General features: G+C 67.4%; 22 protein-coding genes. 15 read left to right on the forward strand and 7 right to left on the reverse strand.

The genetic code is table 11. The annotated features are described in order from the left end of the window. Window positions 1-59: 59 nt before the first annotated feature. Entirely contained in the window at window positions 60-1931 is a 1872-nt protein-coding gene (locus ACLJOO_RS39930) for a glycoside hydrolase family 127 protein (RefSeq protein ID WP_410793235.1), read from the forward strand. Here ACLJOO_RS39930 and ACLJOO_RS39935 read toward each other — a convergent pair whose 3' ends face one another. Beyond that, the gene (locus tag ACLJOO_RS39935; RefSeq protein ID WP_410793236.1) at window positions 1932-2945 is read right to left on the reverse strand and encodes a LacI family DNA-binding transcriptional regulator; all 1014 of its coding nucleotides are present in this window, start codon (window positions 2943-2945) and stop codon (window positions 1932-1934) included. Between the two features lie 174 nt (window positions 2946-3119). On the opposite strand from ACLJOO_RS39935, the gene ACLJOO_RS39940 reads away from it, so the two are divergent. From ACLJOO_RS39940 to ACLJOO_RS39960, 5 genes are read left to right on the forward strand one after another with little or no spacing between them, the layout of a single operon-like run. Then, window positions 3120-4133: an alcohol dehydrogenase catalytic domain-containing protein gene (locus ACLJOO_RS39940; protein ID WP_410793238.1), complete on the forward strand. Its 1014-nt coding sequence runs from the start codon at window positions 3120-3122 to the stop codon at window positions 4131-4133. After that, entirely contained in the window at window positions 4130-5116 is a 987-nt protein-coding gene (locus tag ACLJOO_RS39945; RefSeq protein WP_410793240.1) for a Gfo/Idh/MocA family protein, read from the forward strand. The genes ACLJOO_RS39940 and ACLJOO_RS39945 overlap by 4 nt, the downstream gene beginning before the upstream one ends. Window positions 5117-5126: 10 nt before the next feature. Next, entirely contained in the window at window positions 5127-6518 is a 1392-nt protein-coding gene (locus ACLJOO_RS39950; RefSeq protein ID WP_410793241.1) for an extracellular solute-binding protein, read from the forward strand. Further along, on the forward strand, window positions 6518-7480 hold the full coding sequence (locus ACLJOO_RS39955) for a carbohydrate ABC transporter permease (protein WP_410793242.1): 963 nt from the start codon (window positions 6518-6520) through the stop codon (window positions 7478-7480). Before ACLJOO_RS39950 ends, ACLJOO_RS39955 begins: the two co-directional genes overlap by 1 nt. Beyond that, entirely contained in the window at window positions 7477-8310 is an 834-nt protein-coding gene (locus ACLJOO_RS39960) for a carbohydrate ABC transporter permease (protein ID WP_410793243.1), read from the forward strand. The genes ACLJOO_RS39955 and ACLJOO_RS39960 overlap by 4 nt, the downstream gene beginning before the upstream one ends. A gap of 196 nt (window positions 8311-8506) precedes the next feature. On the opposite strand, the gene ACLJOO_RS39965 is transcribed toward ACLJOO_RS39960, so the two are convergent. Both ACLJOO_RS39965 and ACLJOO_RS39970 read right to left on the reverse strand, forming a co-directional pair. Beyond that, complete coding sequence (locus ACLJOO_RS39965; RefSeq protein WP_410793245.1) at window positions 8507-9181, reverse strand: response regulator transcription factor; 675 nt, start codon at window positions 9179-9181, stop codon at window positions 8507-8509. Then, window positions 9178-10317 (reverse strand): sensor histidine kinase, encoded by a 1140-nt coding sequence (locus tag ACLJOO_RS39970; RefSeq protein ID WP_410793246.1) that lies wholly within the window; start codon window positions 10315-10317, stop codon window positions 9178-9180. Before ACLJOO_RS39970 ends, ACLJOO_RS39965 begins: the two co-directional genes overlap by 4 nt. Window positions 10318-10512: 195 nt before the next feature. Here ACLJOO_RS39970 and ACLJOO_RS39975 point away from each other — a divergent pair, with 195 nt between their 5' ends. The 5 genes from ACLJOO_RS39975 (at window position 10513) to ACLJOO_RS39995 (ending at window position 13430) form a co-directional block, all read left to right on the forward strand. Beyond that, complete coding sequence (locus ACLJOO_RS39975) at window positions 10513-11433, forward strand: ABC transporter ATP-binding protein (protein ID WP_410793248.1); 921 nt, start codon at window positions 10513-10515, stop codon at window positions 11431-11433. Beyond that, the gene (locus tag ACLJOO_RS39980) at window positions 11433-12287 is read left to right on the forward strand and encodes a hypothetical protein (protein WP_410793250.1); all 855 of its coding nucleotides are present in this window, start codon (window positions 11433-11435) and stop codon (window positions 12285-12287) included. The genes ACLJOO_RS39975 and ACLJOO_RS39980 overlap by 1 nt, the downstream gene beginning before the upstream one ends. Window positions 12288-12453: 166 nt before the next feature. After that, the gene (locus ACLJOO_RS39985; protein ID WP_410793251.1) at window positions 12454-12738 is read left to right on the forward strand and encodes a hypothetical protein; all 285 of its coding nucleotides are present in this window, start codon (window positions 12454-12456) and stop codon (window positions 12736-12738) included. After that, window positions 12719-13279: a TetR/AcrR family transcriptional regulator gene (locus tag ACLJOO_RS39990; protein WP_410793253.1), complete on the forward strand. Its 561-nt coding sequence runs from the start codon at window positions 12719-12721 to the stop codon at window positions 13277-13279. Before ACLJOO_RS39985 ends, ACLJOO_RS39990 begins: the two co-directional genes overlap by 20 nt. Window positions 13280-13286: 7 nt before the next feature. Then, complete coding sequence (locus ACLJOO_RS39995) at window positions 13287-13430, forward strand: hypothetical protein (protein ID WP_410793254.1); 144 nt, start codon at window positions 13287-13289, stop codon at window positions 13428-13430. 5 nt (window positions 13431-13435) lie between these two features. Here the strand turns inward: ACLJOO_RS39995 and ACLJOO_RS40000 are convergent, their stop codons facing one another. Continuing rightward, window positions 13436-14080: a TetR/AcrR family transcriptional regulator gene (locus ACLJOO_RS40000; RefSeq protein WP_410793256.1), complete on the reverse strand. Its 645-nt coding sequence runs from the start codon at window positions 14078-14080 to the stop codon at window positions 13436-13438. Window positions 14081-14222: 142 nt separating this feature from the next. On the opposite strand from ACLJOO_RS40000, the gene ACLJOO_RS40005 reads away from it, so the two are divergent. From ACLJOO_RS40005 to uidA, 4 genes are read left to right on the forward strand one after another with little or no spacing between them, the layout of a single operon-like run. Continuing rightward, window positions 14223-15509: a sugar ABC transporter substrate-binding protein gene (locus tag ACLJOO_RS40005; protein ID WP_410793258.1), complete on the forward strand. Its 1287-nt coding sequence runs from the start codon at window positions 14223-14225 to the stop codon at window positions 15507-15509. Window positions 15510-15511: 2 nt separating this feature from the next. Further along, window positions 15512-16390: a carbohydrate ABC transporter permease gene (locus ACLJOO_RS40010; RefSeq protein ID WP_410793260.1), complete on the forward strand. Its 879-nt coding sequence runs from the start codon at window positions 15512-15514 to the stop codon at window positions 16388-16390. A 1-nt stretch (window position 16391) separates the two neighbouring features. Then, on the forward strand, window positions 16392-17267 hold the full coding sequence (locus tag ACLJOO_RS40015) for a carbohydrate ABC transporter permease (RefSeq protein WP_410793262.1): 876 nt from the start codon (window positions 16392-16394) through the stop codon (window positions 17265-17267). 13 nt (window positions 17268-17280) lie between these two features. Further along, window positions 17281-19068, forward strand: coding sequence for a beta-glucuronidase (uidA, locus tag ACLJOO_RS40020; protein WP_410793264.1), 1788 nt, complete (start codon window positions 17281-17283; stop codon window positions 19066-19068). 12 nt (window positions 19069-19080) lie between these two features. Here the strand turns inward: uidA and ACLJOO_RS40025 are convergent, their stop codons facing one another. The 3 genes from ACLJOO_RS40025 to ACLJOO_RS40035 are packed head-to-tail and all read right to left on the reverse strand — an operon-like array spanning window position 19081 to window position 23628. Further along, entirely contained in the window at window positions 19081-21738 is a 2658-nt protein-coding gene (locus ACLJOO_RS40025; RefSeq protein WP_410793266.1) for a family 78 glycoside hydrolase catalytic domain, read from the reverse strand. Beyond that, on the reverse strand, window positions 21735-22766 hold the full coding sequence (locus tag ACLJOO_RS40030; protein ID WP_410793268.1) for a substrate-binding domain-containing protein: 1032 nt from the start codon (window positions 22764-22766) through the stop codon (window positions 21735-21737). Before ACLJOO_RS40030 ends, ACLJOO_RS40025 begins: the two co-directional genes overlap by 4 nt. Window positions 22767-22797: 31 nt before the next feature. Then, on the reverse strand, window positions 22798-23628 hold the full coding sequence (locus ACLJOO_RS40035) for a carbohydrate ABC transporter permease (protein WP_410793270.1): 831 nt from the start codon (window positions 23626-23628) through the stop codon (window positions 22798-22800). Window position 23629: the final 1 nt, after the last annotated feature.

Raw genomic sequence — 23629 nt, forward strand, 5'->3', positions numbered from 1 at the left:
GAAGGAAATCGGCGGCAACATGTTGCCTAAACTTCTCGGCTTTGTCAGCATGGGTGATCGTGACCACGGACATGGGACCGGCGGCGCCGGTGGCTGCGACAGCGTTGCGGCCGCTCGGGCTGCGCGCCGTACGACTCGACGGAAGCTTTCTCGGTGACCTGCAGGCCAGTAACGGCACGGTGTCGATCCTGTTGGGGGCCGAGCATCTGGAGTACCAGTGGGACAACTACCGCAACGTGGCCAAAGGGCTCACGGGCGTGGAGTACCACGGTCCGAACTACGAGGACGGTGAGGCGTACAAATGGCTTGAAGCCGTCGCCTGGGAGGCGGCGCGCAGTGACGACCCCCGGCTGCGTGACTGGCTGGCGGCGCGGTCGGAGTTGATCGCCGACGCGCAGGCCGACGACGGGTACATCGGCACCTTCGTGCAGTCGGGTCAGCGGGACGAACGGTACGGCCGGCTCGACTTCGACCACGAGATCTTCAACATGGGCGCTCTGATCCAGTCGGCGGTGGCTCAGTACCGCGCGACCGGACTGACCACGCTGCTCGACGTGGCGAAGAAAGCGGCCGACCACCTGCACCGCGAGTTCGGCACCGGGCCGGACCAGCGTGAAGGTTTCTGCGGGCACCCGCTCGCCGAGTACGCGCTGGTCGAGCTCTACCGATCCACCGGCGAACAGCGGTATCTCGACCAGGCGAAGTACTTCGTCGACGCGCACGGGCGTCAACTCCTTGCGCCCGGCAACGCGCAGCGCGCCGCTTACCTGTCCGACCGGGTGCCCGTTCGCGAGACCACGGCTCCGGAAGGGCACGCCGTACGCGCGGTCTACCTGGCCGGCGGCGCGACCGACGTGGCGATCGAGACCGGGGACACCGAGTTGCTCGAGGCTCTCGAAACGCAGTGGACCAATATGGTGCAGACCAAGATGTACGTGAACGGTGGCCTCGGCAGCCGGTGGGACGGCGAGGCGTTCGGCAACCCGTACGAGCTGCCGTCCGACGTCGCGTACGGCGAGACGTGCGCCGCGATCGCGAGCATCCAGTGGACCTGGCGGTTGCTACTGGCAACGGGCAAGGCGCGGTACGCCGATCTCATCGAGTGGCAGCTCTACAACGCCGTACTGCCGGGCGTCTCACTCGACCGATCGAAGTACTTCTACGTCAACGCCCTTCAGGTCCGCGCCGGCGCGGAGGACGCCGACAGCCGCGCTCCGAGCAACGGCCGGCAGACGTGGTTCGGGACGAGCTGCTGCCCGACGAACCTGATGCGAACGTTCGCGTCGCTCCAGCACTACGTCGCAACGGAAACCGAACGCGGACTGCAGATTCACCAGTACGGCGCGGGCTCGATCGAAGGCGCCGGCCTCCGGCTGATCGTGGCCACCGACTACCCGTTCAACGGCCGGGTCTCGGTCACGGTCGACCAGGCGTCCACAGAGCCCAAGGCGATCTCGCTGCGGGTCCCCGGCTGGGCACACGGCGCGGAGATCACGGTCAACGGCGAGACACACGCCGCTCTCGAGGGCAGCTACATCACCTTCAACAGGGTCTGGGAGCCCGGCGACCGTCTGCTCCTGGACCTCCCTATGACACCCCGCCTGGTGCACGGCCATCCGCGCGTCGAGGGGATCCGCGGCTCGGTGGCGATCTGCCGCGGTCCGCTGCTGTACACCGTCGAACACGTCGACCAACCCGACGGCGTCGTCGTCGACGACCTCGTCCTGACCAGCACTGTCCTCACCGAGATCCCGTCCACGGACGGACCGCCGCTGATCGCCGGGACAGGCGCGACCCAGAAGGCATCGACGGACCTGTACGACGATCACCCCGCCGAGCTCGGCGACGCCGTACAGCTCACCGCACTGCCCTACTACCGGTGGGCGAACCATGACATCGGCCCGATGAAGGTCTGGTTGCCCCTCGCCTGATCAGCCGGCGTTCCCGTCGGTCGACGTCCGCACCACCAGCTGGCAGGGCACGATCTCCGTGCCCGAGTGCGGCCGCCCTTCGATTGCGTCCAGCAACCGTTGGGCGGCCACCCGGCCGACGTCGGTCAGCCGGAGGTCGACCGAGGTGAGCGGCGGACGGGCGCCCTCGGCGATGATCTCCCAGTTGTCCGTGCCGACGATCGCGACGTCCTCGGGGATCCGCCGGCTCAGTTCGCGCAGGGCGTCCGCGCCACCGCGGGCGAGCAGGTCGCTGCCGTAGTGGATCGCGTCGATGTCCGGGTGCGCGCGGAACAGGATGTGCGTCGCCTGCCGCCCCCACGCCTCGGTCCAGCCGCCGTACATCGCCGATCCCGTCAGCTCCTTGCCGGCCTCGGCCAGCGCGGAGACGAAACCCTCGTGCCTGCACCGTGCGGCGTCGAAGTGCTGGGGGCCGGTGACGTGGGCGATCCGCGTCCGGCCGATCCGCAGCAGGTGCTCCGCCGCGAGGCGTCCCGACGCGACGTCGTCGACGACGACGGAACAGTCCGACTCGTTCTCCGACGGCGTCAGCGCGTAGACAACAGGTACGTCACCGGCGCCCATCAGCCGCGGCCGGCGGTTCGAGCTGCGGCCGGTCACGATGAAGCCGTCGACCCGGCGGCCGAGCAACACGTCGACATAGTGCTGCTCCCGGATCGGGTCACCACGGCCGTCGCACAGGAACACCGAGATCTGGCCGGCCCCGAGCGCGTCCTCGGCGCCGAGCATGACCGGCACGCTGAACCGCTCGAAACTGTCCGTCGTGATCATGCCGACCGTGTAGCTGCGCCGCTCGAACACACTCCGGGCCAGGGCGTTCGGCCGGAAGTCGATCTCCTCCGCGGCGGCCCGGATCCGCTCCCGGGTGGCGTCGCTGATCTGACCGGTCCCGTTCAGCGCCTTCGACACGGTGCCGGGCGAGACCCCTGCCCGTGCCGCGACGTCCCGCACCGTGGCTCGACGCTCCTGACTCAAGCATTCCCTCCCTGATCGCTGTTTCCGGAAACAACCATACCCGACCGGTGACCCGATTTCCGTGGCGGGCCTGAGGTCGGCTCTTGACCAGCAAGTCGCACACCCATACAGTCAGGAAACATGTTGCCGCGATGTTTCGGCGGCCTCTCACACTGTCGAGTGAAGGAGTCCGGTGTGCCCGTTTCCGCTGTCGTTCCCCGCTTCCGGGGAGGCGCCCTCATCGAATGGGCCGATCACGAGTACCGCGAACCGGGCCCCGGTGAGCTCCGGCTCCGGATCGCCGCGAACGCCATCTGCGGGACGGACCGGCACGAGTACTACGACGGCAGCCCGATCGTCCCGGGGCACGAGGCGGCCGGTGTCGTCGTCGACGCCGGTCCCGGTACGACGACCGAGCCTGGCAGCCGTGGTGTCGTCTACCTGATGGACTACTGCGGGGGCTGCCGCAGCTGCCGGGCCGGTGCGACCAACCAGTGTTTCGCCAAGCGCGGTGACGTCGGCCAGAACACCGACGGCGGCTACGGCCCGTACGCCGTGGTGCACGAGACGAATTTCTTTGCTATCGGCAACAACCTCGACCTCGGCACCGCGACGATGCTGCTGGACGTGATGGGCACGAGCTCGCACGCCCTCGCCCGGGCCCGGGCGATCCGCCCGGACATCGAGAGCATCTTCGTCGCGGGCGCGGGGCCGATCGGGCTGGGCCTGCTGGTGATGGCCAAGGTCCGGTTCGGCGCGGACTTCCCCGTCTACCTGTCCGACGTCAGCGCCTGGCGGCGCAAGTTCGCCGAGAGCCTCGGCGGCGTGACGTTCGACGCCGGCGACAGCGAGGCGATCCTCGGCACCTCCCCCGACATGAGCTTCGACTCGTCCGGAAAACAGGCCGCCCGTGAACTCGCACTGAGGGCCAGCGGCAAACGCGGCGGCCTGATCTGCGTCGGCCACGGCGAAGGCCTGTCCATCGACGTGTCGCGCGACCTGATCGCCCCCGAACGCGCGATCGTCGGCAGCGAGTACTTCCGGTACGACGAACTCCCGGAGAACCTCGAGCTCCTCGAACGCCACCAGGACTACATCGGCAAGGTCGTCACGCACCGGATGCCGGTCGGCGATCTCGACGAGGCGTTCCGGCTGTTCTTCTCCGGCGAGACCGGCAAGGTCGTCGTCACGCAGGAGGCCGGCGCATGACGCTGCGAGTCGCGATCGTCGGCGCCGGCGGATGGGGCCGCGAGCACGCCCGGATCTTCGTCGGACGGCCGGACTGCGATCTGGTCGCCATCGCCGCCCGGACGCCGGAGTCCGCCGCACGGCGGGCGGCCGAGTTCGGCACCACGCCGTACACGGATCTGCTGACCATGGTGAAGGAGACGAGTCCGGACCTGGTCAGCGTCTGCCTCCCGAACGAAGGACATTTCGAACCGACCCGCACGCTGATCGACGCGGGCGTCGACCTGCTGGTCGAGAAGCCGCTCGTCTTCGACCTGGCCGAGGCCGACGACCTGCTGCGCCGGGCCGAGGACCGCGGCATCTTCTTCGGCATCAACTTCAACCACCGGTACGCCGAGCCCGTGCTGCGCGCCCGGCAGGCGATCCAGGACGGCGCGCTCGGTGACCTGCTGTTCCTCACCTGGCGCTTCGGCGGTGAGGCGAACTACGGCAACTCCCCGCATGCGAACCTCATCGAGACCCAGTGCCACGGCTTCGACATGCTCGAGCACCTGGGCGGCCCGATCACCTCGGTCGCCGCGCAGATGACGAACAAGACCTGCGGCGCGTACAGCACCGTCGCCCTCGCGCTCGCCTTCGAGTCAGGGGCCGTGGGCACCATTCTCGGGACCTACGACTCGTCGTACGCCTATCCCGACAGCCAACTGATCGAGGTCAACGGCACCACAGGCCGCGCGACCATCCACGACACGGTCCGGCAGCTCACCCTGAGCCGGGCCGGTGACGACACCGCGTCTGTTTGGCAGGCCGGCTATTTCAACGATGAAATGCGTTCTTTCCACTCGACGTTCGACCGTCATGTCGACCGGGTGGTCAGCGCGCTCCGGGCGGGTGACCCGCCACCCGTGCACGCCTCCGCGGGCCGTCGGGCGCTGCAGCTCGCGCAGACCGCGATCGCCTCGTTCGAGCGCGGCACCCGTGTCGACGTCCACGAGTTCAGCTGAGGAGAAACCCATGGCAGCACCGTCATCATCCATCGGCCGTCGCCGGCTGCTCCAGCTCGGCGGGCTGACCGCCCTGGGCGCCGGACTGTCGGCCTGCAGCGGCAAGTCGCTCGGCGACACCGGCTCCGGCGGCAGCGGAGACGCCAAGCAGTTGCAGTTCATGTTCTGGGGCTCGACGGCCGAGCAGAAGGCGATCGCGGGCATGCTGAAGGACTTCGAGAAGGAGAAGTCCGGTGTCACAGTCAAGCCCGTCTTCACCCCGGCCGACTACGACACCAAGCTGAACGCGCTGGTGGCCAGCAATCGCCAGCCGGACCTGTGCTACATGCAGTCGCCGATGGGGTACCGGCTCGCCGAGCAGGGCAAGCTGGTCAATCTGTTCCCGTATTTCGACAAGTACCCGGACCTGGCCAACCGCCTGCCCGGTACCTACTTCTGGTGGGACAAGGGCAAGACGTACGGCACGCAGAGCGCGAACGAGATCATGGCGCTCTGGTACAGCAAGCCCGCTCTGCAGGACGCCGGTATCGAGACACCACCGGCCGAGGCCGACAAGGCATGGAGCTGGGACACCTTCGTCCAGAACGCCTACAAACTCACCGTCGACCAGAACGGCAAGCACCCCGATCAGGACGGCTTCGACCCGAAGCGGATCCGGCAGTACGGCGTCTCCGCCGCGATGAGTCCGATCGTCTGGCATCCACTGCTGCTCAGCCGGGGCATCGACTTCGCCGATGAGACCGGGCACAAGAGCATGCTGGACACCCCCGAGGCGATCGAGGTGTTCCAGAACCTCGCGGACCTGATGTACCAGCACCGCGTGGCGCCGACGCCGGCACAGCTCGGCAACAACGCGCCGAGTACGACAGTGCAGCTGAAGACCCGCCGCGTGGCGATGGTCATCGACGGGCAGTGGACGTTGCTCGACCTGGCGCAGGGCAAGCTCGAGTTCGGGATGGGGGTCCTGCCGAAGTACGCCAAGCCGATGACGATCACGCTCGGCGGTGCGACGGCGATCTTCTCCTCGACCAAACACGAGGAGGAAGCGGTCGAGCTGTACCTGTTCCACGACAACCCGACGAAGGTCGACCTGTTCAGCACGGGCCTGTGGATGCCGTTGGAGAAGCGGTACTACACCGACCCGAAGGACATCGACGTGTGGACCAAGAACGACGCGCACCCGCCCGAGTACAAGACCGCGGCGATCGACTACACGGTGCACAACTCGGCGCCGTACTTCTACCAGAAGCTGCGCAACATCGAGGCGATCGACAAGGTGCTGACGCCCGCGATCCAGGTCATCCAGCAAGGCAAGACCCCGGCCGCCGAAGTCCTCAAGCCCCTCGCCGCGAAGCTGAACGGTGGCCTCCTGAAGGGCACCTACCCCACCGACGGCAACTGATGAGCACGGCAACCCGGACGACGAAGGCCTCGCCGCCGGCGGAGCACCGATCGCCGGTTCGTCCGGGCCGCCGGGACCGGCTCGGACGAACCGAGGCCCGCTGGGGACTGTTGCTCGCGGCACCGGCGATCCTCGGCTTCCTGATCTTCACGATCGGGCCGATGATCGCCTCCGCGGTCTTCAGCCTGACCGACTGGCGGATCGGCGGACCGGCCCGGTTCATCGGCCTGGGCAACTACGACCGGCTGGCCCACGACCACCTGTTCTGGAAGTCGTTGAACGTCACCACCTACTACACGCTCGGCGTCGTACCGCTGACCCTCCTGGTCGGCTTCGTCATCGCGATCCTCGTCAACCAGGGCATCCGCGGCCGGTCGTTGTGGCGGACGATCTACTACCTGCCGACGCTGGTGCCGGCAGTCGCCAGTTCGGTGCTGTGGATCTGGATCTTCAACCCGGACTTCGGGCTGCTCAACAGCATGCTGAGACAGGCCGGGTTGCCGGAGTCGAGCTGGATCTACGGCGAGAAGAGCGCCGTACCCTCGCTGATCCTGATGAGCGTCTGGGGCTTCGGCAACACGATGGTGATCTTCCTCGCCGGGCTGCAGGGCGTGCCGCGGCAACTGTACGAGGCGGTCGCGATCGACGGCGGCGGGACGTGGGCCCGGTTCCGGCACGTGACGTTGCCGTTCATGACACCGGTCATCTTCTACAACCTGGTGACCGGGGTGATCGGAACGTTCCAGGTGTTCAACCAGGCGTACATCATGACGCAGGGCGGACCCAACAACGCGACCGAGTTCTACATCTACTACCTCTACACGAAGGCCTTCACCGACAGCGAGATCGGGTACGCCAGTGCGCTGGCCTGGGTGCTGTTCGTCATCGTGCTCGTGATCACCGTGTTGCTGTTCCGGAACGCGAGGCGATGGGTGTACTACGAGATGGGAGCAGCCCGATGAGCGTGATCCGCCGTACCGGCATCTGGGTGTTGCTGGGCGCCGGCGCGCTCGTGATGCTGATGCCGTTCGTCTGGCTGGTGCGCAGCGCACTGATGGACGACAACCAGATCTTCGTGTCACCACCGGAATGGATCCCGAAACCGTTCGCCTGGTCGAACTTCAGCGGGGCACTCGGCTCACAACCGTTCGCGCGCTACTTCCTGAACACCATGATCATCGAGGTCCTGGTCGTCACCGGCACCGTGCTGACCTGCGCGCTGGCGGCGTTCGCCTTCTCCCGGCTTCGCTGGCGCGGGCGCAACCTGATCTTCGGGCTGCTGCTGACCGGAGTGATGCTGCCGTACGCCGTGACGCTCATCCCCACCTTCGTGATGTGGGGTTCCGTCGGCGCACTCGACACGTTCGTCCCGCTCACCGTGCCCGCCTGGTTCGCGGGCGCCGGCGGCGGGGTGTTCAACATCTTCCTGTTCCGCCAGTTCTTCCTGACCATCCCGTACGAACTCGACGAGGCGGCCTACATCGACGGCGCGAATCCGTGGAAGGTGTTCTGGGGCGTCATCATGCCGCTGTCGAAACCAGTCGTCGTGGTCGTGGTGATCTTCACCTTCATCGGAGTCTGGAACGACTTCCTCGGCCCGCTGCTCTACCTGACCTCCGACGACAAGTTCACACTCGCACTCGGCCTCGCCGGCTTCCAGTCCACCTACACCGCCCAGTGGGGCTTCCTGATGGCCGCCTCCCTGGTCGTCATCCTGCCCATCATCCTGATCTTCTTCGTCCTCCAGCGGTACTTCGTGGAAGGCGTGACCCTGACGGGCATCAAAGGCTGACCTCGGGTCGGCCTTGCCGATGATCGAGGTCCTTCATTTCACAGCGCGAGTATCAGGTTCGGTCATGACGGGCCCGCCCCGCCCTGTTGTCGACAGCCCAATCGAGTACGCTCGCGCAACCTCGCCTGACCTCCCGTCTCGCGCTTTCCTTGAGAGCAGCATCGTGACGAGCGGTGCCGGCTCATCCCGGTGCGGGTCACGGCGGGGTTTGGCCGGGGCGGATGAGGCCGTTCTGGTAGGCGATGACGACGAGTTGGGCTCGGTCGCGGACGGAGAGCTTGGTCATGGCTCGGTTGACATGGGTCTTCGCGGTCAACGGAGACAGGTAGAGGCGCTCGGCGATGTCCTCGTTCGACAGGCCATGGGCGACGAGGACGACGACCTCGCGTTCCCGGTCGGTCAACTGGTCGAGGGCTGCGGCCGGCTCGGTGACCGCCTCAGGCTGCTCGAGAACGTGCTGGACGAGTCCTCGAGTGGCCTTCGGCGAGAGGAAGGCGTCGCCGGTGGCGACCACGCGGACGGCGTGGAGGAGTTCGTCCGGCCCGACGTTCTTGCCGAGAAAGCCGCTGGCGCCTGCCCGAACCGCGTGGAGGACGTTCTCGTCGTTCTCGAACGTTGTCAGAACCAAGATCCGTACGCCGGCCAGGTCCTCGTCGGCAGCGATCCGGCGGGTGGCTTCGATACCGTCCATCTCGGGCATCCGGATGTCCATCAGCACGACGTCGGCGCGGGTGGTGCGGGCCAGGTTGAGGGCCTCGCGGCCGTTGACTGCCTCGCCGACGACTTCGAGATCGGGTTCGGAGTCGAGGATCATCTTGTAGCCGGCGCGGATGAGGGCCTGGTCGTCGGCCAGCAACACGCGGATGGTCATACTCCGCCTATCGGTACGGGGGCCGGCAGGTCGGCATGCAGGAGGAATCGGCCGTCCTGCCGTGGGTGTGCGTCGAGGGTACCGCCGGCGGACGCGGCGCGTTCCTTCATGCCGAGGATCCCGTATCCGGATCGGCCGGGAACGTTGCCGGTGGCAATCGGGTTGACGACGTCGAGCGTGACGCCATCGACGGTGTAGGTGACAGTGAGGCATGCGGTGCCGGTGCCGTACTTGTGTGCATTGGTGAGCGCTTCCTGCAGGATGCGGTACGCGGCGAGGTCGACAACGGCGGGGAGTTCTCGTGCCTGCCCGATCTGCTTGCGCTCGACCGTGAGCCCCGCGGCGGCGAGCGCGTCGAGCATGTCGGTCAGGCGGGACAGCCCGCGCAAGGGTTCGGTGACCGGGTCAGGGTCGTCGGTCTCGCGCAGTACGCCGACGATCGAGGCGAGCTCGGTGAGTACGGTGTCGCAGGCGGCGCGGATGTGGGTGAGGGCCCGGTCGGCCTGCTGAGGCTGTCGATGCAGGATGTGGCTGGCGGCACCGGCTTGCACGTTGATGACCGCGATGTGGTGGGCGACCACATCGTGCAGCTCGCGCGCGATCCGCACCCGTTCCTGAACGACGCGGCGTGCGGCCTCCTCCTCGCGGGTCTGCTCCGCGCGTTCGGCGCGCTCCTCCACCGCGGCGACGTACGCGCGGCGGCTGCGGATGGCGTCTCCGGCCGCGGTGGCCATACCAAGCCACGCGATCAGCCCTAAGCTTTCCTGGGACCAGGCGGACCCCGTGCTGCTGAACGCGACGACGAAGTACAGGCCGAGCGCGATCGTGCCGGCCATCAGGAACGCCGAGCGGCGATCGGTGCGCGACGCCATCGTGAACGTGACGATCACCAGAGCGACGAAGAGCACCGGCAGCCGGACGTCCGTCACCCCCAGGAGCACCGCCGCCGCAACCGCTGTGGCCAGCAGGACCACGCGCGGCCGCACTCGCCGCAGGAGGACGGCTAACAGAGCGACGATCAGTGCCAGCACGTCACGAGTAGTGATGACGCCGTCGGTCTCGCCACGCATCCCGCTCAACTCGCCGGCCACTCCCCCGGCCACCACAGCGCAGGCCAGGACAACGTCCAGGAGCACGGGATGGCATCCCACCCACCGCCTGACGGTCGCCGCATCCATACCGTCAAGGTAAACGCTCGCACGCGTTCACGTCGTCGTCCTGCCGTGGTACGCCGTGCCGTGCCGCCTACTGTGAACGCTGTACGGCTGCGCGCGGAAGTGTCCACGGCAGGACGACGCGGACCAGCCCTGGTGTGCCGCACCGTTGAAGACATGATCGAACTGGAACGACTTACCAAGAAGTACGGCGACAAAACCGCCGTCGACGGCATCACCGCCACCGTCCGGCCGGGCATCGTCACCGGCTTCCTCGGCCCCAACGGCGCCGGCAAGTCGACAACGATGCGCATGATCGTCGGCCTGGATCGGCCGACCTCCGGGACCGCACTCGTCAACGGGCACCCGTACGCCGCGGCCCGTGCGCCGCTGGCCGAGGTCGGCGCCCTCCTCGACGCCAAGGCGGTCGACGGCGGCCGCAGCGCCCGCAACCACCTCCTTGCCCTCGGCGCCACCGTCGGCATCGGCAAGCGCCGGGTCGACGAGGTACTCGCGTCGGTAGGGCTGACCGAGGTGGCCCACGATCCGGCGAAGTCGTTCTCTCTCGGAATGGGGCAACGCCTCGGCATCGCCGCCGCGCTCCTCGCCGACCCGGCCGTCCTGCTGCTCGACGAGCCCGTGAACGGCCTCGACCTCGACGGCATCCAATGGATCCGCGACCTGCTCCGCGAGCTCGCCGAGGAGGGCCGCACCGTGCTGCTGTCCTCCCACCTGATGACCGAGATGCAGCTCGTCGCCGACCACCTGCTCGTCATCGGCCAGGGCCGCATCCTCGCCGACAGCTCGATCCAGGACTTCATCGAGGAGTCCGGAGGCGGCGGCGCGGTGGTCGTGGTATCCCCCGATGCCGGCGCCCTGGCGCCCCTCCTCGCCGGCGACGGCGTCACTCTGACCACCCGCGAACCCGGCCGGTTCGAGGTCCGCGGCCTGACCGCCCCCGAGATCGGCGACATCGCGACCGCGCACCACCTCCGCGTCCACGAGCTCACCCCGGTCACCGCCTCACTCGAGTCGGCCTATCTCGAGCTCACCCACGACAGCGTCGAATACATCGGCACCACCAGGAAGGCAGCCTGATGACCACCACGCTCGAACGGCCGGCTCGCGCCGTCCACACAGCGGCTACCACCACTCACCGCCAGACACTCGGCCGCGCCATCCGCGCGGAGTGGATCAAGATCCGCACCCTGCGCAGCACCTGGATCGGCATGGCCTCCATCGTCACCATCATGATCGGGTTCGGTGCACTCGCCGCGGCCATGTCCACCGGCTCCGTCACAGGCCCGCAGAACGGCGGCGGGGGCGGACCGTTCGCCGGCGAAGGCCCGCTCGCAACCGTCCTGACCGGCGCCAACTTCGCAGTGCTGCTGATCGGGGTGCTCGGAAGCCTCGCCGGTGCCCGCGAGTACAGCTCCCGCATGATCACCGCTACGGTCGCCACCGTTCCCAGGCGCTGGCAGGTCGTCATCGCCAAGACCGTCGCACTCGCCGCCGTCGTGGTCCCGACCGCCCTCGTCTCGGTCACGGGCGCCTACGCCGCAGGCATGGGCATCCTGTCCGCCAACGACTCGGCCACCGCGGCCCTCACCGACGACGGTGTCCTCACGTCGCTTCTCGGCATGGCGGGCTATCTGACCGCGATCGCACTGCTCGGCCTGGGTCTCGGCAGCATGCTGCGCAGCGTCGCCGGCAGCATCGGCACCGTCGTCGGCGGCATCCTGATCCTCCCCACACTGGCCGGCGCACTGCTGCCCGACAGCTGGGACAAGATCCTGAAGTTCCTCCCCAGCTCCGCCGCTTCCTCCTTCACCGCAGTCGACACCGCTGGCAGCAGCACGCTCAGCGCAGGCGCCGGAGTCGCCGTACTCGCGGCTTGGGTCGTAGCCGTGATCGCCGCCGCGATCCTCGTCATCCGTGCGCGGGATGTCTGAATCCCCCGAGCCGGCAGCACTCCGACGGTGCTGCTGAACTACCACGCCAGCGACGTCGACGCGGAGTTCACCCAACCACCGGGTCAGCGGGTGCGCGCCGCTTTCGGGCCCGAACCGGCAGGCCGAACTCTTGGCGAGGTACTTGACGCGCTCGAGACCGCCGACGATGTCCGGCGCCGACCTGCTCGGCACGATGCTGGACCGCCATTCTGGGGATGTGGAGCAGGCGCTGGCCGAATGGGAGCGGATCTTGCGACCCAATCTGGACGTCTTCCAGCGCAACGGAATCCAGCAGCGCACCTTCTTCGTCCCAGCCACCGCTTCCGAGCTCGCGCTCCGCAAAGTCATGACCACAGGACTGCGAATGCCCGTCTTCACATCGCTACTGCGACAGCTACGGAGCCGCGACAAGGCTGGAAGACTCAAGGATCATGACATCGCTCTCGCCTGACACGAGCACGGCTACCCGGATCCTCACCGCGGCGAGGGAACTCGTCCTCAAACGCGGAGTCAAGGGTCTGACCGTCGCCGACATCGCGGAACGAGCGCACGTCGGCAAGGGCACGGCGTACCTGTACTGGGGTGCCAAGGACGACCTGCTGTTCGGACTGGTCGCCCGGGACTTCCTGGCCGTCCTGGACCGCGAGATCCACGCGCTGGACGCCGACCCCGAGCTCGCCCGCCCGCACCGGCTCTGCCCGCACGTTGTCCACAGCGCCCTGGACAACCCGTTCGTGCGGGCCGTGCAGCTCGGCGACGCCGACGTTCTGGGCGCGCTCGCCACGCACCCGCGCAGCATGGACCTCCTCGACATGCTCGGACCTGCGGCGCTCATGTACACCGTCCTCCCCGTGTGGCGTAGGCATGCACTCGCGCGAACCGACTGGCCCGTAGAGGACCAGGCCTACGCCCTGCAAGCGATGACGACTGGGTTTCTCGAGACCGCCACTCGCGCGCCTGCGCTGCGAAGCGTCACCGTCGACTCCCCCTGACAAGGTCGTGGCCGCCGCCGTAACCGCACTGCTCGGCCCCGAGCAAGCCAGCCCGGCGCAGGTCAGCGCGACTGCCGAGGAAGGCCTGCGGCTGCTGGCCGAACGTCGCCAGAACGTGCTCGCACTGATCACGGACCAGGAAGCCAAGTAGCGGAGTCAGAGTTCGCCGACGTGCCTCGCGCCGCGCAGGGCTTGTGATCCGAGGAGGTCTGCAAGCGCTGCAGTCATTGCCGCGACGATGTCTCGGCGTGGGTCGATGAGCCATTGGAGTTGCAGTCCGTCCCAGAGGGCCACCAGGGATTCCGCGATACCGTACGAATCGCGATCGTTGGAGATACGTCCCTCCTGCTGGTCTCTGCGGACGGCGATCGCGAGCGACCCGATCGTGAGCTCGTACCGGTGACGGAACCACTCGTGCGCCGGGTGGTCCGGCGCTGAAGACTCCGCGGCCATGAGCGCCAGCAAGCGCAGCATCTCTGGCCGGTTGACGTTCCGGTGTACGTACTGCAGTACTGCGTACGCCACGCCCTCGTTCCTGCTGTCGGCCTGGAACGAGTCGGCGTGTGCGGAGTCGGCGTTCTCGAGGACCGCGACGAGGAGCTCGCTCTTGCTCGGGAAGTGATGGACGACCGCGGTCAGACTCATGTCGAGCTGCTTCGCGATCTCCCGCAGCGATCCGCCGCGGTATCCGCGGGACGAGAAGACCAAGGTCGCGGACGCGACGATCTCGGCCCGGCGGCGTGCCGTCTTCGCGTACGGCCCACGCCGGGTGCCCGGTCGACTCACTGTCTCCTCGCTCATGGCACCAAGCCTATGCGCAGCTAAATTCATGTGATCGAAAGTATGGCATGTGTTCTGTTTTCGCGCTACTGTCCTGCTCACCCACACGACGTACGGAAGAAGCGGCCTCGCTTCGACCCGGGCGAGAGGAGGCAGGACCTCGATGTTCAGCTCAAGCGTTGCGAAGACACTGGTGGGCGGCATGGCCGTCGCACTGCTGATGGCCGGCTGCGGTCGGTCCGACACCGGATCGGCGCAGGCTGCGGCCGGCGCCGCCGTCGACACCAAGCCCGCCACCGGCACCGTCACGGTGTGGGCGATGGGAACCGAGGGCGAGTCCCTGCCCAAGTTGGCCGCTCAGTTCAGCAAGGACAACCCCGACGCGAAGGTCGAGGTGACGGCGGTGCCCTGGCAGGACTACGCCAAGAAGGTGCAGACGGCGATCGCCTCGGGAGACACTCCCGACGCGACCATGGTCGGCGCGGTGGACCTCGCGGCGTTCGCGTCCACGGGCGGGCTGGAGAAGGTTCCGGACGGCCTCGTCGACCAGAGCACGTTCTATCCCGGCGCCGTCCAGAGCACCAAGTTCGAGGGGGCGGAGTACGGCGTTCCGTGGTACGTCGAGACGCGCTCGCTGTTCTACCGCAAGGATCTGGCGCAGGCCGCCGGTGTCCCCGCGCCGAAGACCTGGGACGAGTACGGCCCGTTCCTCACCGCTCTGCAGAAACAGGGCTCCAGGTGGGGACTCTCGCTGCCCACCGGGGCCAACGCGACCTGGCAGGCCGTCGTGCCGTTCCTGTGGCAGGCGGGAGCCGAGTTGATGAGTGCGGACGGGAAGAAGTTCACCTTCGACACGCCCGAGGCGCGCAAGGGACTCGAGTTCTACCGGCAGTTCATCTCGTCGAAGATGTCGAGCCCGAACGGCCCGGTCAGCCTGGGAGAGATCGAGCCGCAGTTCGTCGCCGGCGCTACTGCCGCGCTGATCTCCGGGCCGTGGGAGGAGGGCCTGCTGAAGTCGGCCGGCGGCGAGGCGTTCGTCAAGAACAAGGTGGGCATCGCGCCGCTGCCGTCAGGGCCGAAGTCCAACGCCAGCTACATCGGCGGCGGGCAGTGGTCGGTGTTCAAGGAGGCGAAGAACCGCGACGGCGCGTGGAAGTTCATCCGCTGGCTTGCCACTCCTGAGGCGCAGAAGTCGTGGTACGACATCTCCGGCGACCTGCCGGCCGTCCAATCGGCGTGGGACGAGGGCAAACTCGCAACCGACCCGACCTTGGCCGTCTTCCGCACGCAGTTGACGACTGCGCAGTCCGGACCGAACACCACTACCTGGCGTCAGGTCACCGCGGTGCTGGATGCCGAGTTCGAGAAGGTCGCGAAGGGCGTCTCGTCGCCGGAGGAGGCGTTGCAGGAGATCCAAAAGCGGGCGGTCGCGATCGGAACGGGACAGTAGCGATGAGCGCTCGTGTACGGCGTACAGCGATCGCGTGGACCTTCTGCGCACCCTTCGTCGCCCTGTTCGCCACCTTCGGTCTGTGGCCGGTCATCTCGTCGCTGTCGATGAGCGTCACCGACATCACGGCCCGGGACATCCGGACTCCGTTCAGCGTCAACTTCGTCGGCCTCGCGCACTACACCGCGCTCTTCACGGACCCGAACTTCCTCCGCGCCGCCGTCAACACCCTGTACTTCGTTGCCGTGGGCATCCCGCTGACGATGATCATCGCCCTGGCCATCGCAGTCGCCCTCAACTCCGGCATCCGGCGCGCGAAGGGATTCTTCCGGGTCGGGTACTTCGCTCCGGTCGTCACCAGCGTCGTCGCGATCGCGGTGGTTTGGAGGTACCTGTACGAGCCGGACGGAATGATCAACTCGGTCCTTGCCGTCGTCGGACTCCACGGGCCGGACTGGCTGAACGACCCGAACTGGTCCATGCCCGCGCTCATCCTGATGGCCGTCTGGCGCCACTTCGGCATCCCGATGGTGATCTTCCTGGCCGGCCTCCAATCCATTCCGGCGGACCTGCTCGAGGCCGCGCGCGTCGACGGTGCGACCCGCTGGCAGTCCTTCCGCAACGTCACGCTGCCGCTGCTCAGACCGACGACCCTGGTGGTCGCCGTACTGCTGAGCATCGGCTATCTGCAGTTCTTCGAGGAGCCGTTCGTGATGACGAGCGGTGGCCCGTTGGGCAGTACGACCTCGATCAGCTACTACGCCTACGAGCAGTTCGGCTTCGGCAACTACGGCATGGCGTCTGCCGCGTCGTACGTGCTGGTCGCGGCCATCGGGCTGCTCAGCTTCGTCCAGTTCCGGATCTTCCGATCGAAGGCATGAGATGACCGCCACGACCGCGAGTACCGTTGTGACCGCGTCCGGGCTCCGCACAGCGCGGCGAGTCCGGCCCGCCCAGATCGTGCTGTACGGCGCCCTCGTACTGGGCCTCGTCGCCACGCTGGCCCCGTTCGCCTGGATGTTCCTCGGGTCGATCAAGCCGACAGGTGAGATCGTCGCGAACCCGAGCGTCTGGTTGCCCCGCTCGCCGACACTCGGGAACTTCGAGCAGCTGCTGTCGAAGCAGAACTTCGCGCTGTACTTCGTCAACAGCACGCTGGTCGCCGTGAGCTGTGTCGTAGGGAACCTGCTCTTCAGTTCGATGGCGGGGTACGCCTTCGCGAAGCTGGAGTTCGCCGGGAAACGACTCCTGTTCGGCCTCGTCCTGACGATGCTGATCATCCCCGGTGTCACCACCTTCGTTCCGCTGTTCGTCCTGGTCAGCAACCTGGGACTGAGCAACTCCTATCTCGGGTTGATCCTGCCGTTCGTCGTGACACCGCTCGGCGTGTTTCTCATGCGCCAGTTCATCAACGACATTCCGGATTCACTCGTCGAAGCTGCCCGCCTCGACGGTGCCGGTGACGCCCGGATCTTTCTCAGGATCGTCGTTCCGCTCTGCCGTCCACCACTCGCGACGCTGGCGATCCTGACCTTCCTCGCCCAGTGGAACAACTTCCTCTGGCCGCTGGTGATCGCCCAGACCGAGGATCACTACACGTTGCCGGTCGCCCTCGCGCTCTTCTCGGTAGGTGCCAACGGCACCAACTACGGCCTGCTGCTCGCCGGCGCTGTCACGGTCGTCACCCCGATCGTGCTGCTCTTCCTCGTCCTCCAGAAACAGTTCATCCAAGGCATCGCCAACACCGGCCTGAAATAAGGAGAAACCGAACATGCTTCGTCCGCAGGACGGACCCACCCGCGAACGACGCTCGCTGACCGGACTCTGGCGGTTCAGGCTGGATGCAGGGGGGACCGGCCGTACCGAAGGCTGGTGGCGCGCACAACTCGCGAACGCCGTCGACATCCCGGTGCCCGCCAGCTACAACGACATCTACCCCGACGCCGTGGTCCGGGATCACGTCGGCGACGCCTGGTACCAGACAAGCGTATGGGTCCCGGACCGGTGGGTGGGGCAGCGTGTCGTCCTGCGCTTCGACGCCGCGACACACCACGCGACGGTCTGGGTCAACAACACCGAAGTCGCGCAGCACGAAGGCGGCTACACCCCCTTCGAAGCCGACGTCACCGCCCACCTGCAGCCGGGAGCCGAGAACCGCGTCACCGTGGCTGTCAACAACGAACTGAGCTGGTCGACGATCCCGCCCGGCACCGTCGAAGAGCTTCCCGACGGCCGCCGGGTGCAACGCTACCTCCACGACTTCTTCAACTATGCGGGACTGCACCGGCCGGTCTGGCTGTACACCACACCCTTGCTGCACCTCAGCGACATCACCGTAACGACCACGTTCGATGACACCACGGGCGTCATCGACTATCGGATGGACAGCAGCGGGGAGGCGGCCCGCTGCCGCGTCGTACTGCGCGACGCCGCCGGCGACGAGGTCGCCACAGCCGACGGCGCGAACGGCACCTTGCGAGTGCCCGACGTACATCCATGGGCACCTGGCGACGGCTACCTCTACGAGCTCGAGGCCTCGCTACTCAGCACCTCCGGGGAGGTCCTCGACAGCTACCGCCAGACCGTCGGCGTCCGCACGGTGGAGGTACGCGGACAGCAATTCCTGATCAACGGAGATCCCTTCTATTTCAAGGGATTCGGCAAGCACGAAGACGCCGCCGTGCGCGGAAAGGGACACGACGACGTTCTCATGGTGCACGACTTCGCGCTCCTGGACTGGATCGGCGCCAACTCGTTCCGCACCGCCCACTACCCCTTCGCCGAGGAGATCCTCGACTACGCCGACCGGCACGGCGTAGTCGTCATCGGCGAAACAGCAGCCGTCGGGCTCAACCTCAACATCGGCGGTGGCGTCTTCAGCTCCGGCCGACGAGTATCGACGTTCGCCCCCGACAGAGTCAGCGACGACACCCAGAGGGCTCACCTACAGGCGATTCGCGAACTGCTGGCCCGCGACAAGAACCGGCCCAGCGTCGTGCTGTGGTCCGTGGCCAACGAACCCGACGACGTACCACCCGAAGCACGCGACTACTTCGCCCCACTCGCCGCCGAAACTCGCCGCCTCGACCCGACCCGGCCAGTCGCCTACGCCAACGCACTGCTCGGCCCACCGGACGAATGCGTGGTCGCCGACCTGTTCGACGTCCTCATGCTCAACCGCTACTACGGCTGGTACTTCGGGCCCGGCGATCTCGCATCGGCAGAGACCGCACTGGAGACCGAACTGCGCCAGTGGGCAGAACTCCACCACAAGCCCATCATCATCACCGAGTACGGCGCCGACACCTACCCCGGACTCCGCAGCCTCGTCCCCAGCCCGTGGACCGAGGAGTTCCAAACCGAGATCCTCGACGTCTACCACCGCGTCTTCGACCGGATCGACGCAGTCGTCGGCGAACACGTCTGGACCTTCGCCGACTTCGCCACCGCGCCCGGCGTCTTCCGCGTCGACGGCAACAAGAAAGGCATCTTCACGCGCGACCGCCGCCCCAAAACCGCCGCCTTCCACCTCCGCATCCGCTGGCGCAAGTCCGAGTGAACCTTCGGTTGTTCAGGTTGACAGGAGGTTGTCATCAGGAGCAGGCCGGTTCGCGGTGAACTGCCCGGGCGGGAGCGTTGCCTTCTCGCCGCCCGGAAAGACGACTTCGGCCGTGGATCCGGGCGGGACGTCGACCGCGATCTGGAAGCTGCCGCCCTCGATCTGCCACTGGACCTCGATGGTGCCTTGCGGACTTTCGTAGGTACCTCGGGCCCAGGGGATGTCTGGATGCGGCAGCGGTGCCACTACGAATGACTCCCACGCGGTGGATGTGTCGGCTTGCCGGAGGCCGAGGACGTGGGTGTGCAGGAAGTGGACGACGGCACCCTTGCTGTAGTGGTTGAGGGACTCGTGCGGGTTCCCGTCGTCGTCGATGCCGTCCCAGTCCTCCCAGATGGTCGTGGCGCCGCGGTCCAGCATGGCCAGCCACGACGGCGGGGTCCGCTGGAACAGCACGCCGTACGCGACCTTGGCGTACCCGTGGTCCGCGAGCACCGGGAGCAGCTCCCCCGTGGACAGGAAGCCGGTCCCGAGGTGGTTGCCCGCGGCCCGGATCAGTTCGACGAGGCGCTGTACGACGGCCTCGCGCAACTCTTGCGGCACCAGGCCGAACGCCAGCGCGCGCACGTAACCTGCCTGGGTGTCGCCAGTCGTCCGCCCAGATCCGTCGAGGAACTCCCTACGCCAGGCCGCACGCACTTGATCCGCGACCATCGCGTAGTGGACGGCCTCCTCCGATCGGCCGAGGATCCCGGCGATGCGCGCGAGGGTGGCACTCGATCGGTACAGGTACGGGGTTCCGACCTCGCCCTTGTCGGCCTTCAGCCACGCCTCCCGGCCGGCCGGGTCACTCAACGGCGGATCGATCCTCGGCTCGCACCATTCGCCCCAGTGGTAGGTGCCGTCCCAGATGAACTGCTCGCGCGGCAGCGGCTGCGCGGAGCGCTCGATCCGGGACGGATGCCGGTGCGTCCGGGCGGCGTCGAGCGCCCACTCCACCCAGCGCACCATCGCGTCCCAGTTCTCGGCCAGCACCTCGCGGTCGCCGTAGGCTTCGTACAGCTCCATCGGGACGGACACGATCGCGTCACCCCAACCGGCCGATCCGGTGGACTTCGCCAGCCGGTCCCCCAGGTTGAGCTTGGTACGCCGGCCGTCTGGAGAGAAGTTGGCGATCCGGCCGTCGGCCAGCTGGTCGTCCCGCACCGAGCGCAACCACTTCCGGCTGAACCCGTGCACGTCGTACAGCCGTGCCGCCGCGGGCGCGAAGACCTGGTAGTCACCGGTCCAGCCGAGCCGCTCGCGGGTCGGGCAGTCGGTGGGCACGTCCACGGCGTTGCCACGAAAGCTCCACACCGCCATCTCGTGCAGACGATTGAGATCGGCGTTGCCGCACTCGAACGTCCCGGTCCGGGCGAGATCCGAGTGCACCACGTGCATCGTCACACTCACCGGGTCGATCGTCCCACCGTCGCGCCGCAGTCGTGCGTACTGGAACCCATGAATGGTGTGGCGCGGCTCGAACACCTCGCCGTCGCCCGCCGACACGACCTCGTCACGTTGCACGAACCGGAGCGGCCCACCATCTGGCAGGATCGAGTCGAGATGCGCGGTGGTCAGGTCGCTGTCAGGTCCGACGAACTCGCCGTAGTCGATCACTGTGCGGGTCCCCGACGGGCCGAGGTCCGCGAGCGAGATCCAGCCCGAGGCGTTCTGACCGAAGTCCGCCACCCAGGTCCCGGCATCGACCTGCCGCAGCGTGACGGGCGGACGGGCTTCGATCCGGCGCACCGGCGGCGCGGGCGACCAATCGATGTCCGGGGCAACCACCTGGTCGACCAGCACCGCCTGCTCTGCGACGCTCGGCGATCCGAAGTCGACCGCTTGTCCGTCCATGAGGTCAGCGCGAGCGATCTTCGATCGGGAGCTGGTCCATGAACCGTCGCTGCGAACGACCTGTCGCGAACCGTCGCGGGACCACAGATGAAGCTCCAGCCGGGCGGCTGTCGTCGTACCCCAGCCCGACGGCATCCGAAAGCCTCCGGTCTTACCGCGATACCACCCGTCCGAGAGCAGGACCTCGAGCCGATTGTCCCCGCGGCGGACGGCGTTCGTGACGTCCATCGCCTGGGCGTAGAGCGTGTGGTCGTACGACGTGGAGCCGGGAGTCAACTCCGCCGTACCAGCACGACGGCCGTTGACGAATGCCTCGTAGACTCCCAGCGCGGTGGCGTACAAACGCGCGGACGTCACCTCCGAGGTCACCTCGAACCGGGTCGAGAGCGCGTAGGCAGGCCGATTCCCGTACCCCACATCGACATCTTCGATCGGAGAGATCCACCGCGCGGTCCAGTTCTCGGTGCGGAGTCCGACCTCGAACCCGCTCGGCTCGGACCAATCCGAAGAGACTTCGCCGTCGCGCACCCGGACGCGCCACGTCACTCGCTGACAGCTTCGCAGCGGCGCCCACGGCCAGGCGATGAACAGGTGCTCCGGCGACGTTCGTGTCACACGGGCGAGCGGCGTACCGTCGACGGTCGCTTCGAGCTCGTACGCCGACTGGCCGGTGACCGTGCGCGGAAGCCGCCAGGCGAGTCTGGGCGACGGGCCCGACACGGTGAACTGGTCGCCACCGCTGTCGATCCGCAGCCGGTCCGGAGCTCCGCTCACTTGTTCCTGCTCGCCGTACTGGCGCGAATGATCAACTGGTGCGGCAAGATCGTTGCCGCCGCCGCGGCATCGCCGTTGATCTGCAGCATGAGCTGCGCGACGGCTTGCCGGCCGTACTCGGCATCGTCGACCCGGACCGTCGTCAGCGGCGGACGGAAGAAGTCCGACCCCGGCGCATCGTCGAAACCCGCGACACTGACGTCCTCCGGAACCTGCCGCCCGGCCTCGGTGAGCGCGTAAACGACACCCAGCGCCATCTCGTCGTTGGCGGTGAAGACCGCCGTGACCGAGGGATCCTGGGCCAACTGCCGGCCGGCCTCGTACCCGGACTCGGCGGTCCAGTCTCCGGCCAGCGGCTCGGGCACCGATGCACCGGCCCGCCGCAACGCGCTCTCCCAACCGGCCAGACGACGCTGGCTGGAGATCCAGTTCAGCGGGCCGGCGACGTGATGAACAGTCTCGTGCCCCAGCGACAGCAAGTGGTCCACCACATCACCTGCTGCCTGCGCCGCGTCGGCGTGCACGGCAGGACCGTCATAGTCGGGAACCTCACTGGTGGACACCAACGGGAGCGAGGTGTCGATGGCCCGCAGGGTCCTCGCGGCCGACACCCACGGCGCCATGAAGATCACGCCGTCGCACCCGGCCCTGGCCAGTCGGTCGATCCCGTCCTGGACCGTGGCCCGATCGAAGGCGGAGAACGTCGCGACACTGACACCGAGGCCGAGTTCGGCAGCGGCCTGTTCGACACCGATCATGATCGAGATCGCGCCCAGACCCATCTGCCGGTCGGTCAGCTGATGTGTCAGCAGCCCCACACTGAGCCCTCGCCCAGTGGTCAACGCCCGCGCGATCGGGTCCGGCCGGTAGCCGAGCGCCTTGATGGCACGCCGTACCCGGGCCGCCGTCCGCGCGTTCACGTTCTCGCCCCCACGGGCGACCCGTGACGCCGTCTGCCGGGAGACCCCCGCAGCACGGGCAACATCGGTGAGAGTGGCCCGCACCACAGGCACAGGTTTCTCGGTCAACTCGTCTCCACCTCCCTCCGAATCACGCAGCCTACTTGACCGCTCCGCTGCTGATCCCCTGCACGACTTGCCGCTGGGCGAGGACGTAGAACACGACCACCGGCACAACGGAGATCGCTGTCGCCGCCAGCAGAATGTTCTGTACCGGCGTCTCCGCGGACACGAAGTTCATCAGCCCCCGCTGGACGGGCATCAGCGTGTCGTCGTCGAACAGGACAAGCGCCAGCAGGTACTCGTTCCACACCGCCAGCCCTTGGATCACCGCGACCGCGATCAGCCCCGGGCGGGCCAGCGGAAGAATCACCCGCGCGAACGTGTTCAGGGCGGAACTGCCGTCGATCGCCGCCGCCTCCTCCAGGTCCTTCGGAAGGTTCGCGAAGAATCCGCGCATGATCAGCGAGGAAATCGGAATGCCCGCGGAAATCAGGATCAGAACATATCCGAGCCGGCTGTTGGTCAGCCCCAGCGTCACCATCAGCTTGTACTGCGCGATGAACGACGCCGGCGCCGGAATGATCATCACCGCCAACAGCCCGAACGTCGCCGCCGCCTTCCCCCGGAACTCGATCCGCGCCAGCACGTAACCGGCCATGCTGGACACGATCAGGATGCCGGCGACCGCGGCCACGGTATAGAGCACGCTGTTCGGCAGATAGGTGCCCAGATCACCATCCGTCCAGGCGGTCGTGTAGTTCGACCACTGCGGCTTCTTCGGCAGCAGATCCTTGCCGCGGTACAGCTCGCTGCTCGTCTGCAACGATCCGATCAGCAACCAGACCATCGGGAACAACGCCCCGACTGCAGCGATCACGAGCAATCCGTAGAGACCGGTCCGACCGGCCAACCCCTTCGCCGTAGTCATG

It is taken from the genome of Kribbella sp. C-35, from assembly GCF_046549195.1.
In the GTDB taxonomy this organism is placed as follows: Bacteria; Actinomycetota; Actinomycetes; order Propionibacteriales; family Kribbellaceae; genus Kribbella.

Bases quoted from the DNA above. Each gene is read 5' to 3' on its own strand.
- ACLJOO_RS39960 (WP_410793243.1), top strand. From the start codon at position 7,477: ATGAGCGTGATCCGCCGTACCGGCATCTGGGTGTTGCTGGGCGCCGGC.
- ACLJOO_RS40005 (WP_410793258.1), top strand. From the start codon at position 14,223: ATGTTCAGCTCAAGCGTTGCGAAGACACTGGTGGGCGGCATGGCCGTC.
- ACLJOO_RS40035 (WP_410793270.1), bottom strand. From the start codon at position 23,628: ATGACTACGGCGAAGGGGTTGGCCGGTCGGACCGGTCTCTACGGATTG.
- uidA (WP_410793264.1), top strand. From the start codon at position 17,281: ATGCTTCGTCCGCAGGACGGACCCACCCGCGAACGACGCTCGCTGACC.
- ACLJOO_RS39980 (WP_410793250.1), top strand. From the start codon at position 11,433: ATGACCACCACGCTCGAACGGCCGGCTCGCGCCGTCCACACAGCGGCT.
- ACLJOO_RS40010 (WP_410793260.1), top strand. From the start codon at position 15,512: ATGAGCGCTCGTGTACGGCGTACAGCGATCGCGTGGACCTTCTGCGCA.
- ACLJOO_RS40000 (WP_410793256.1), bottom strand. From the start codon at position 14,080: ATGAGCGAGGAGACAGTGAGTCGACCGGGCACCCGGCGTGGGCCGTAC.
- ACLJOO_RS39965 (WP_410793245.1), bottom strand. From the start codon at position 9,181: ATGACCATCCGCGTGTTGCTGGCCGACGACCAGGCCCTCATCCGCGCC.
- ACLJOO_RS39985 (WP_410793251.1), top strand. From the start codon at position 12,454: ATGTCCGGCGCCGACCTGCTCGGCACGATGCTGGACCGCCATTCTGGG.
- ACLJOO_RS39955 (WP_410793242.1), top strand. From the start codon at position 6,518: ATGAGCACGGCAACCCGGACGACGAAGGCCTCGCCGCCGGCGGAGCAC.
- ACLJOO_RS40015 (WP_410793262.1), top strand. From the start codon at position 16,392: ATGACCGCCACGACCGCGAGTACCGTTGTGACCGCGTCCGGGCTCCGC.
- ACLJOO_RS39990 (WP_410793253.1), top strand. From the start codon at position 12,719: ATGACATCGCTCTCGCCTGACACGAGCACGGCTACCCGGATCCTCACC.
- ACLJOO_RS39950 (WP_410793241.1), top strand. From the start codon at position 5,127: ATGGCAGCACCGTCATCATCCATCGGCCGTCGCCGGCTGCTCCAGCTC.
- ACLJOO_RS39975 (WP_410793248.1), top strand. From the start codon at position 10,513: ATGATCGAACTGGAACGACTTACCAAGAAGTACGGCGACAAAACCGCC.
- ACLJOO_RS39945 (WP_410793240.1), top strand. From the start codon at position 4,130: ATGACGCTGCGAGTCGCGATCGTCGGCGCCGGCGGATGGGGCCGCGAG.